General features: G+C 67.4%; 10 protein-coding genes. 5 read left to right on the top strand and 5 right to left on the bottom strand.

The window, feature by feature from the left end; genetic code table 11:
- A partial coding sequence (locus tag WAW85_RS16755) for a zinc-binding dehydrogenase (RefSeq protein WP_422560716.1) occupies positions 1-374 on the top strand: 374 nt, incomplete at its 5' end.
- A 46-nt stretch (positions 375-420) separates the two neighbouring features.
- On the opposite strand, the gene WAW85_RS16750 is transcribed toward WAW85_RS16755, so the two are convergent.
- Complete coding sequence (locus tag WAW85_RS16750) at positions 421-612, bottom strand: hypothetical protein (RefSeq protein ID WP_422560715.1); 192 nt, start codon at positions 610-612, stop codon at positions 421-423.
- A gap of 136 nt (positions 613-748) precedes the next feature.
- Here WAW85_RS16750 and WAW85_RS16745 point away from each other — a divergent pair, with 136 nt between their 5' ends.
- Complete coding sequence (locus WAW85_RS16745) at positions 749-1,582, top strand: aldo/keto reductase (RefSeq protein WP_422560714.1); 834 nt, start codon at positions 749-751, stop codon at positions 1,580-1,582.
- Positions 1,583-1,749: 167 nt separating this feature from the next.
- Positions 1,750-2,904 carry an aminotransferase class I/II-fold pyridoxal phosphate-dependent enzyme gene (locus WAW85_RS16740; protein WP_422560713.1) on the top strand — a complete coding sequence of 385 codons (1,155 nt, stop codon included), beginning with the start codon at positions 1,750-1,752 and terminating at the stop codon, positions 2,902-2,904.
- On the opposite strand, the gene WAW85_RS16735 is transcribed toward WAW85_RS16740, so the two are convergent.
- Positions 2,901-3,365 carry an NUDIX domain-containing protein gene (locus WAW85_RS16735; protein ID WP_422560712.1) on the bottom strand — a complete coding sequence of 155 codons (465 nt, stop codon included), beginning with the start codon at positions 3,363-3,365 and terminating at the stop codon, positions 2,901-2,903. The two genes, WAW85_RS16740 and WAW85_RS16735, sit on opposite strands and share 4 nt — an antisense overlap.
- Positions 3,366-3,401: 36 nt before the next feature.
- Here WAW85_RS16735 and aroA point away from each other — a divergent pair, with 36 nt between their 5' ends.
- Together aroA and rsgA are read left to right on the top strand one after the other, a co-directional pair.
- Positions 3,402-4,691, top strand: coding sequence for a 3-phosphoshikimate 1-carboxyvinyltransferase (gene aroA, locus WAW85_RS16730; RefSeq protein WP_422560711.1), 1,290 nt, complete (start codon positions 3,402-3,404; stop codon positions 4,689-4,691).
- The gene (gene rsgA / locus WAW85_RS16725; protein ID WP_422560710.1) at positions 4,688-5,764 is read left to right on the top strand and encodes a GTPase RsgA; all 1,077 of its coding nucleotides are present in this window, start codon (positions 4,688-4,690) and stop codon (positions 5,762-5,764) included. The genes aroA and rsgA overlap by 4 nt, the downstream gene beginning before the upstream one ends.
- A gap of 12 nt (positions 5,765-5,776) precedes the next feature.
- Here the strand turns inward: rsgA and WAW85_RS16720 are convergent, their stop codons facing one another.
- The 3 genes from WAW85_RS16720 to WAW85_RS16710 all read right to left on the bottom strand — a co-directional run.
- Entirely contained in the window at positions 5,777-7,015 is a 1,239-nt protein-coding gene (locus WAW85_RS16720; protein WP_422560709.1) for a fatty acid desaturase family protein, read from the bottom strand.
- 39 nt (positions 7,016-7,054) lie between these two features.
- Complete coding sequence (locus tag WAW85_RS16715) at positions 7,055-8,326, bottom strand: fatty acid desaturase family protein (protein WP_422560708.1); 1,272 nt, start codon at positions 8,324-8,326, stop codon at positions 7,055-7,057.
- Positions 8,327-8,441: 115 nt separating this feature from the next.
- Positions 8,442-9,358: ferredoxin reductase (locus WAW85_RS16710; protein WP_422560707.1), on the bottom strand; the 917-nt coding region annotated here is incomplete at its 5' end.

The following is a 9,358-nucleotide window of genomic DNA, read 5'->3' as shown; positions in this document are numbered from 1 at the left end:
GTGCGATCGCGATCGGGTACGACGGCGATCTGCTGACCGATGTCCGGGCGGCCGCCCCATCGCCGATCACCGCCGTGGCCGACACCGCAGGCCGCGATATCGGCATCGATGCCTCACTGGCCCTGGTGGCAGCCGAGCGGATCGTGAGCATCGCGGCGTGGGGGCGGATCGGCGACGGCATCGTCGTCGTCGGCGGGAGCACCGAGGATTCCCGACGCCACCGGCGCGCGGCCGTGCCGGGTCTGCTCGACGATGCCGCGGCCGGGCGCCTCGTCGTCGAGATAGCCGGGGCCTACCCGCTGGCGAACGTCGCCGACGCGCTGGAAGCAGTCAGCGGCCGCCACCCGCGCGGCAAGCTCATTGTCGCCCCCTGAGCCGACGAAGCCGGGTTCACCCTGAGCCTGTCGAAGGGTCGAAGGGTCACTCGTCGGAGAGGACCTTGAATACGGTGAACGCGCCGACGATCACCAGCCCCACGACCACCAGCCACAATGCCGCCTTGACCAGCGACCAGCCGATCGAGATCAGGATCAGCACGCCAATGACGATCGCCAGCACCTTCCAGAACGAGGTGCCCGCGGACTTGTTTGTCTGCCCAGTTGAAGTAGCCATATCTCCACCGTGCCGGATATGACGGTCCCTGTCACCACGCGCGCGCCGATCTGGGGGTGAATTTCAGGGTCCTCCCCCAGGACGGCTGCTGCGCGGTCGGGGGCGCGCCCGGCCGGTCCGGCCTACTGTGGGAGCCATGACTGCCATCCCCACGATCCTCCTCAACAACGGTGTCACGATCCCGCAGCTGGGCTTCGGTGTCTTTCAGGTGGAGCCGGACGCGACCACACGCATCGTGCTCGAGGCCCTCGAAGTGGGCTACCGGCATATCGACACCGCGCAGATGTACGGCAATGAGGCTGGTGTGGGTGCGGCGATCGCCGCGTCGGGCATCGCGCGTGACGAGATCTTTGTGACCAGCAAGCTCAACAACAATGCACACGCACCCGATGCCGCCCGTGCGGCCACCGAGCGCAGTGTCGAAGCACTCGGCGGCCCGATGGATCTGTACCTGATCCACTGGCCGATGCCCGCGGTCGGGAGCTACGTCGACACCTGGCGGCTAATGGAAGAGTTCTATGCGGCCGGCGCAAGCCGTGCAATCGGCGTCTCCAACTTCCAGATCGCACATCTCGAGCGGCTACTGGCCGCCGCCGACGTCGTACCGGCGGCCAACCAGATCGAGGTGCACCCGTACTTGCGGCAAGATTCACTGCGCGCCTTCAACGAGCAGAACGGGATCGTCACCCAGGCATGGTCACCGATCGGCCAGGGTGACGTACTGCAGGATCATGTCCTCGTCGAACTCGCCGCGCAGACCGGCCGCAGCGTGGCCCAGGTGGTGTTGCGCTGGCACATCCAACGCGGTGATGTCATCTTCCCGAAGTCGAACCATCGGGGGCGGATGGCGGAGAATCTCGACATCTTCGATTTCCAGCTGACGGCCGAGCAGATGGCCCGGATCGACGGCCTCAACCGCGACACCCGCCGCGGCCCGGACCCCGACGAGTTCAACCTGATCCCCGACTGACCGGTTCGCACGCCCGTCATCGCCTCCCACGCCGTTCAGCGCCTCCCACGCCGTTCAGCGCCTCCCAAGCCCTCCGCCGGTTACCGCGGCTTCCCGGGAGGGCGGGTGAACCAGGGAGGGGCGCGGGAGCGGGCAAGGGGCGCGGGAGCGGGACTTAGGATCAGTCCATGGAGTTCTCCCGCCGTGCGCACGCCATCACCCCGTTCTATGCGATGGAGTTCGGCCGTCGGGCCGCCGAGCTGGAGGCGACCGGCGTTCATGTCGTGAAGCTGAACATCGGTGAACCGGACTTCGGTGCGCCACCGGAGTTCCTTCGCGAGATCGCCCGGATCAGTGACGGCCGACCGATGCCGTACACCGGCGCGCTGGGCAACTCCGACCTGCGCGCGGCGATCGCCGACTTCAGCCGAGAACGGTTCGCCGCACCCATCGCCGCCGAGCGCGTCATCGTCACCACCGGCGCCTCGGCTGCTCTGCTGCTGGCCTGCGCGGCGCTGATCAATCCGGGCGACGAGGTGCTGGTCGCCGATCCCTCGTACCCGTGCAACCGCCGGTTCGCCGAGAGCTTCGGCGCACAGGTCCGGCTGCTGCCGACCGGACCGGACACGCGTTTCCAGCTCGACGCCGCCGCGGTCGACGCTGCATGGACCGACCGCACCACCGGGGTGATGACCGCTTCTCCGGCCAACCCGACCGGCACGTCCCTGCCCTACGACGATCTGCGCGCATTGAGCAGCACCGTCGCCGAGCGCGGCGGCTGGCGGATCATCGACGAGATCTACCTCGGCCTCAAAGACGGCGAGCGGACCAGCATCGCCCACGACGACCCCGGCGCAATCGTGGTTAACAGCTTCTCCAAGTACTTCGGGATGACCGGCTGGCGCCTGGGCTGGATGGTGGTGCCCGAACCGATGATCCCGGTCGCCGAGAAGTTGGCGCAGAACTACTACATCTGTCCGCCGACCCCAGCCCAGGTGGCCGCGCTGACCTGCTTCTCCGCGGAGTCGTTGGCGGTGGCCGAAGCCCGACGATCCCTCCTGCGCGAGCGCAGACAACTGGTGCTCGACGGCCTCGCGCAGATTCCGGCGCTCTCGGTACCTGTGCTGCCCGACGGAGCGTTCTACGTGTACCTCGACGTCTCGGGCAGCGGCCTGACCGCATCGGAGTTCTGCGACCGCGCCCTCGACGAGGCCCGCGTTGCGCTCACCCCGGGCAAGGACTTCGGCGACCGGGACGCCGAACGCTTCGTGCGGCTCGCCTACGCAACCGGTGAGGACGAGCTGCGCGCCGGAATCGAACGTCTCGGCGAGTTCCTGGCCTAGACCCCAAACCGCGCCTGGACGCGGTTGATGAATGCGACCTGCGCCGCATTTGCCTTCTGCGTGGCGACGACGACGTCGAACCATTCGGCCCGGTCGACCTCCGGAAACACCGCGGTGCGGCCCGACCGCGGCGGCCAGACCATCTCGAAGGTGTTGCTGCACAACGACTCCGGATCGAAGTCGCCCTCCACTGCGAACCCGGTCACCACCTTGCCGCTGCGCAGACGGATCTGGCCGAGCGCGATCGCGCGACCCTCCGGGACAGGTGAACCGGTCTCCTCGGTGAACTCCCGGCGCGCCGCCGCAAGCGGGTCCTCACCCGATTCCACCAATCCTTTGGGGATCGACCAGGCGCCGGCGTCCTTGTTTATCCAGAACGGGCCGCCCGGGTGCACCAGCAGCACGCGAAGCGCGTCTCCCCGCCCGCGGTACAGCAGAATCCCCGCACTGTGCTCGGCCATGGGTTCAAAGTATCGCGGCATGACAAACTGGGGGTCATGACTGATTGGGCCGCACCGACCGCACCCGGACCTGTCCACGCCACCGTCGAGCTGCCTGGCTCCAAATCGCTCACCAACCGCGCCCTGATCCTTGCGGCCCTCGCCGACGGCCCGTCGCGCCTCACCGGCACGCTGCGCAGCCGCGACACCGACCTCATGATCGACGGACTGACCGCCCTCGGGATCGGAATCGATTGGCCCGCCAGCGATCCCACCGAGATCACGGTCACGCCCGCCCCGATGCACGCCGCCTCGGTGCACTGCGGTCTGGCCGGTACCGTCATGCGATTCTTGCCTGGGGCGGCCGCCCTCGCCGACGGGTCGGTGCACTTCGACGGCGACGAGCAGGCGCGCTCGCGGCCCCTGAGTACCGTGCTCGATGCGCTCCGCGTCCTCGGCGTCGCCGTCGACGGCAACTCGCTGCCGTTCACCGTGCACGGCACCGGCGCAGTGGTGGGCGGACCGGTGACCATCGACGCCTCGAAGTCGTCGCAGTTCGTGTCCGGTCTGCTGCTGTCGGCCGCGCGCTTCGACACCACCACCAGCATCACCCACTCCGGCCCACCGGTGCCGTCCATGCCGCACATCGAGATGACGATCGACATGCTCGCCGCCGCCGGGGTCACCGTCACCCGCGAGGTCGGCGCCGTGACCCGGTGGTCAGTGAATCCGACCCCGATCCGCGCGGTCGATTGGGTGATCGAACCTGACCTGTCCAACGCGGCCGCATTCTTGGCCGCCGCCGCGGTGACCGGCGGCCGGGTCAGTGTCCCGCGCTGGCCAGCGGCCACCACCCAGCCGGGCGACGAGATCGTCTCCATCCTGATCGACATGGGTTGCGACGCCACCCGAACGCCCGACGGCGTCCTCACCGTCACCGGCCCGCAGCGGCTCAAGGCAATCGACATCGACCTGCGCGACGTCGGTGAACTCACCCCCACCGTCGCGGCGCTCGCCGCCGTCGCCGAGGGCACCTCAACGCTCTGGGGCATCGAGCATCTGCGCGGCCACGAGACCGACCGGCTGGCCGCGCTCACCACGGAAATTACCCGCGTGGGCGGTAGCTGCCGCGAGACCGAGGACGGCCTCGTCATCACCGGTCGCGCCCCGTCCGAACTGACCGCAGCCACCTGGCTCAGCTACGCCGATCACCGGATGGCGACCGCTGGCGCCGCGCTCGGACTCGTCGTGCCAGGCTTGGCGGTGGAGAACGTGGAGACCACCGCCAAAACTCTGCCCGATTTCCCGGAGCAATGGGCGGCCGTCGCCGCCACCGGGGTCGCATGAACCGCTCGGCCCGCTCCTACGACGAATCCGATGTGCGGATCCGTCCAGGTAAGGGCACCCGGCCCCGCACGAAGACGCGGCCTGCCCACGACGACGCGCAGACCGCGATGGTCGTCGCGGTGGACCGCGGCCGCTGGGGTTGCGTGATCGACGACGACCCTGATCATCGCGTCACCGCCATGCGTGCCCGCGAACTCGGGCGCACCCCGGTCGTGGTCGGCGACCGGGTCGGTGTGGTCGGCGATCTGAGCGGCCGGCCCGACACCCTCGCGCGGATCGTGCGCGTGGACGAGCGCAGTACCGTCTTGCGCCGCACCGCCGACGACACCGATCCGTACGAGCGCATCGTCGTCGCCAATGCGGACCAGCTGCTCATTGTCACCGCCCTGGCCGATCCGCCGCCACGCACCGGCTTCGTCGAGCGGGCACTGGCGGCTGCCTATGCCGGCGGCCTCACTCCTATCCTGTGCCTCACCAAATCGGATCTGGCCGACCCGTCCGGTTTCGCCGCCCACTTCGCCGACCTGGAGTTGCCGGTGCTGGTCGCCGGGCGCGACGACCCGCTCGACGATCTCCGCGCCGCCCTCGACGGCCACCTGACTGCACTCATCGGACACTCCGGGGTCGGTAAATCGACCCTGGTCAACCGGTTGATCCCCGACGCCGACCGGGCCGTCGGCCGCGTCTCTGGCATCGGCAAGGGCCGCCACACCTCGACGCAATCGGTCGCCCTGGCCCTGAAACCTGGCACTGACGCTCGGCCCGCCGCTGCGGGATCGGGCCCGGCGGGGCCAACCTCCTGGGTGGTCGATACCCCCGGTATCCGGTCGTTCGGTCTTGCGCATGTGACCCCGGAGGAGATCGTCGACGCGTTCGGCGATCTGCGCGCGGCGATCGGCGACTGTCCCCGCGGCTGCACCCACCTCGGCCCGCCCGCCGACCCGGAGTGCGCGCTCGATCGGCTCACCGGCAGCTCACACCGCCGCGCCATGGCGGTGCGGGAACTACTGAACGCGATCGGCGCCGGCCCCGAAGTGATCGAAGCGGTGTCGTACGGGGACGTCCCCGACTAGGGAACAGTCAGGTCAGAGCCGGCGGCCCCGGAGCGCGCGGGAAAGGCCGCGTTCTTTCATCCGGGTCAGCGCGGTGCGCAGGCCCGGGGCACGCTCACCGAGAGCGTCGAATCGTCGTTCCGACGTGGTTTCCGGAGCGTCGTCGACGGTGTCGGTGAGGAAGCGGTCGGGCAGCGCGAGTTTGTTGATGGTGCGCAGTGTCCGCAGGTACTGCATGGAGAAGCTTCCGGTGTTGTACGGGAGGTCGTACTTCTCGCACAGTTCGCGCACGGTCACCGCGACTTCGGCGAGCCTGTTGCTCGGCAAGTCCGGGTACAGGTGGTGCTCGATCTGATAGCACAGATTGCCACTCATGAAGGCCAGGCCCGGCCCGGCCTCGAAGTTGGCGGTGCCGAGCATCTGCCGCAGGTACCACTGGCCTGGAGTTTCCTCGTCGAGGGTCTCGACGGTGAACTTTTCCGCGCCGTCCGGGAAATGGCCGCAGAAGATCACCGCGTATGCCCACACATTGCGCACTAGGTTGGCGGTGGCGTTGGCGGTCAGCGTGGTGACCGCGCCGCGCGGCGAACGCTGCGCGAGGCCCGAGGCCACCGGGTAGAGCACATAGTCTTTGCCGATCTGCCGCGCCGCTTTGGCGAGGAACAGTTTGACCTCGGGGATGCCTTCTTCGCGTGGGCGGGTGCCGTTGATGATGCCGGCCAGGTTGAGATCGTGCAGGGCGATGCCCCACTCGAAGGTCGCCGCGAGCAGGACGTTCTGCAGCGGCTGGAGCAGGTACTTCGGGTGCCACGGCTGGTCCCGGGTGACGCGCAGCGCGTTGTAGCCGACGTCGTGGTCCATGTCGAGCACGTTCGTGTACTTGTGGTGAACGTAGTTGTGCGAGTGCTTCCAATGCGGGGACGCACACACCATGTCCCACTCCCACGAGGTGGAGTGGATTTCCGGATCGTTCATCCAGTCCCACTGCCCGTGCATCACGTTGTGCCCGAGCTCCATGTTCTCGACGATCTTGGCGATAGCCAGCGCCGCCGTCCCGGCCACCCACAGCGATTTGCGGTTGCTGCCGAGCAGCGCGAGGCGGCCGAGCACCTCGAGTCCACGCTGGGCAACGATGGTGCGCCGAAGATAGCGAACATCGCGCCCACCGAGTTCGGATTCGATGCGCCTGCGCAGCGCATCGAGTTCGGCCCCCAGCGCGTCGACGTCCGCATCGCTCAGATGCGCGTACTCATTGATGTCAGAAATTGCCATTGTTACCCATTATGCCCAGATTCGTTCGCATCCGCTTCCTCAGGCCGCTGGCAGCCGCACGATACCCCGACGACGTTCGCTCAGGGTGCGGATCGCCGACTTGAGGCCGCGACGTCGGCCGTTGCGTGGATCGATGGCGGTGACCAGGTGCTCGGACGGATCGGACTTGAACCTCAGCTCCGAGGCCGTTTCCGGCGCATCGTCGCTGGTCGCCGACAAGTACTTGTTCGGCAGGGAGAGCTTGGCGATGGTGCGCCACGACTTCGCATACTGCACCGGAAAGGACCCCGTCGTGTACGGGAGGTCGTACTCGTCACAAATGGCCTGCACGCGCACCGAGATCTCGGCCAGCCGGTTGCTCGGCAGGTCCGGGAAGATGTGGTGCTCGATCTGGTAACTGAGATTGCCGCTCATGAAGGCCAGCACCGGACCGGACCGGAAGTTGGCGCTGCCCAGCATCTGACGCAGATACCAATGACCGCGCGTCTCGCCTTCCATATCCCGCTTCGTGAACTTCTCCGCGCCGTCGGGGAAATGGCCGCAGAAGATCACGGCGTTGGTCCACACATTGCGAATCGCATTCGCCAGCAGGTTGGCGGTCAGGGCCTTGCGGGCGCCGGTCGTCGAGCGGGTGGCGGCGCCGACGATTGCCGGGTACACGACGTAGTCTTTGGCGACCTGCCTACCGATCTTGGCGCCAGCGTCGCGCACATCCTTCTTGAACGCAACCTTGTCTTCTTCGGTCTTGCGCTTCTTCGCCAGCTCCAGATGTTGGGCCGCGACGCCGTACTCGAAGCCGAGCATCAGTATCGCGTTCCACAGCACATTACCGAGGTAGAAGGGCCGCCAACGCTGGTCGCGGGTGACTCGCAGCAGACCGTAGCCCACATCGTCGTCCATGCCCAGGACGTTGGTGTACTTGTGGTGCACGTAGTTGTGCTGGTGCTTCCAGTGCGCGCTCGGACCCGCGTTATCCCACTCCCACGACGTCGAGTGGACTTCCGGATCGTTCATCCAGTCCCACTGCCCGTGCATCACGTTGTGCCCGAGCTCCATGTTCTCGATGATCTTGGCGACCCCAAGCACCCCGGCACCCGCCCACCACAGCGACCGCTTCTGCGCACCGAAGATCAGCGCCCGACCACCCAGTTCCAGCCCACGCTGCAACCGAACTGTGTTGCGCAGGTATTGCGCGTCACGTTGGCCGCGGTCGGCCTCGATATCAGCTCGAATCTGGTCCAATTCGGCCCCGATGGCCGCGATGTCCGCATCACTCAAATGGGCGTACTCGGGAATGTCTTTGATCGCCAAGGCGAGCTCCTCACTGAGGTTTCCGAAACCGAGGTTTCCGTAACTTACGTTAGCGTAGGTTACGGTGCCGTAGGTTGTCTACCTCGTCCGAGCCGGATCACTCCTCCGGACGGTCTCAGACGTCCAGCGTGCAATCGCCGGCGGCAGCGCTGACACACGTCTGAATCCGCTCGCCCTCCACGTGCTCGACGCCGGTCCGCAGATCGCGGACGCAGCCCTTGTCGAGCATCACCACACAGGTCTGGCAGATGCCCATGCGGCAGCCGTAGGGCATCTGCACGCCGGCTTGCTCCCCGGCCTCGAGCAGCGTGGTCGCGCCGTCGGCCTCGATCGACTTATCGCGCGTGGAAAAGGTCACCACGCCCCCCTGAGCGCCATGTGCGCCGCGTTCGAGGGCGAACCGCTCGATGTGCAGCGACTCGGCGACACCGGCCTCGTCGTAGGCCTCGGTGAGCATGTCGAGAAATCCGGACGGTCCGCATGCCCAGGTGGCGCGCTCGGTCCAGTCCGGAACCAGTTCGGTCAGCGCCGCGGCGTCCAGCTTGCCCTGGCTGCGGGTGAGCCGCAGGATGACCCGCGCGAAGCCAGTGCGCGCCAACTCCGAGATCTCCCCGGCGAACAGCACATCAGCCTCGGACGGCGCCGAATGCACCACCACCACATCGGTACCCTTGCCGCGCCGACGCATGGTGCGCAACATCGACATGATCGGCGTGATGCCCGAGCCAGCCGTCACCAACAGCAGCTTCTCCGGCAGCGGCTCGGGCAGTACAAACTCGCCAGCCGGCGCGGCCAGCCGCACGACCGTACCCGGCGCCAGGCCACTGACCAGGTGTGAGGAGAGAAATCCTTCGGGCAGCGCCTTGACCGTGATGGCGATCGTCTTGTCGCCGCGCGAGGTGTCCGGATCGCTGGTCAGCGAATACGACCGCCAGGTCCACCGCCCGTCCACCGGAATGCCGATGCCGACATACTGCCCGGCCTTGTAGTCAAAGGAAAACCCCCACCCCGGACGGACGACGATGGTTGCCG

The organism is Gordonia sp. (in: high G+C Gram-positive bacteria), assembly GCF_049299075.1.
Classification (GTDB): domain Bacteria; phylum Actinomycetota; class Actinomycetes; order Mycobacteriales; family Mycobacteriaceae; genus Gordonia.
The sequence above is the reverse complement of the archived record's forward strand: the minus strand, read 5'-3'. Positions and strand labels throughout refer to the sequence as shown.

Excerpts from the sequence above, each read along its gene's own strand:
- WAW85_RS16750 (WP_422560715.1), bottom strand. The coding sequence starts at position 612 with ATGGCTACTTCAACTGGGCAGACAAACAAGTCCGCGGGCACCTCGTTC.
- WAW85_RS16745 (WP_422560714.1), top strand. The coding sequence starts at position 749 with ATGACTGCCATCCCCACGATCCTCCTCAACAACGGTGTCACGATCCCG.
- WAW85_RS16740 (WP_422560713.1), top strand. The coding sequence starts at position 1,750 with ATGGAGTTCTCCCGCCGTGCGCACGCCATCACCCCGTTCTATGCGATG.
- WAW85_RS16735 (WP_422560712.1), bottom strand. The coding sequence starts at position 3,365 with ATGGCCGAGCACAGTGCGGGGATTCTGCTGTACCGCGGGCGGGGAGAC.
- aroA (WP_422560711.1), top strand. The coding sequence starts at position 3,402 with ATGACTGATTGGGCCGCACCGACCGCACCCGGACCTGTCCACGCCACC.
- rsgA (WP_422560710.1), top strand. The coding sequence starts at position 4,688 with ATGAACCGCTCGGCCCGCTCCTACGACGAATCCGATGTGCGGATCCGT.
- WAW85_RS16720 (WP_422560709.1), bottom strand. The coding sequence starts at position 7,015 with ATGGCAATTTCTGACATCAATGAGTACGCGCATCTGAGCGATGCGGAC.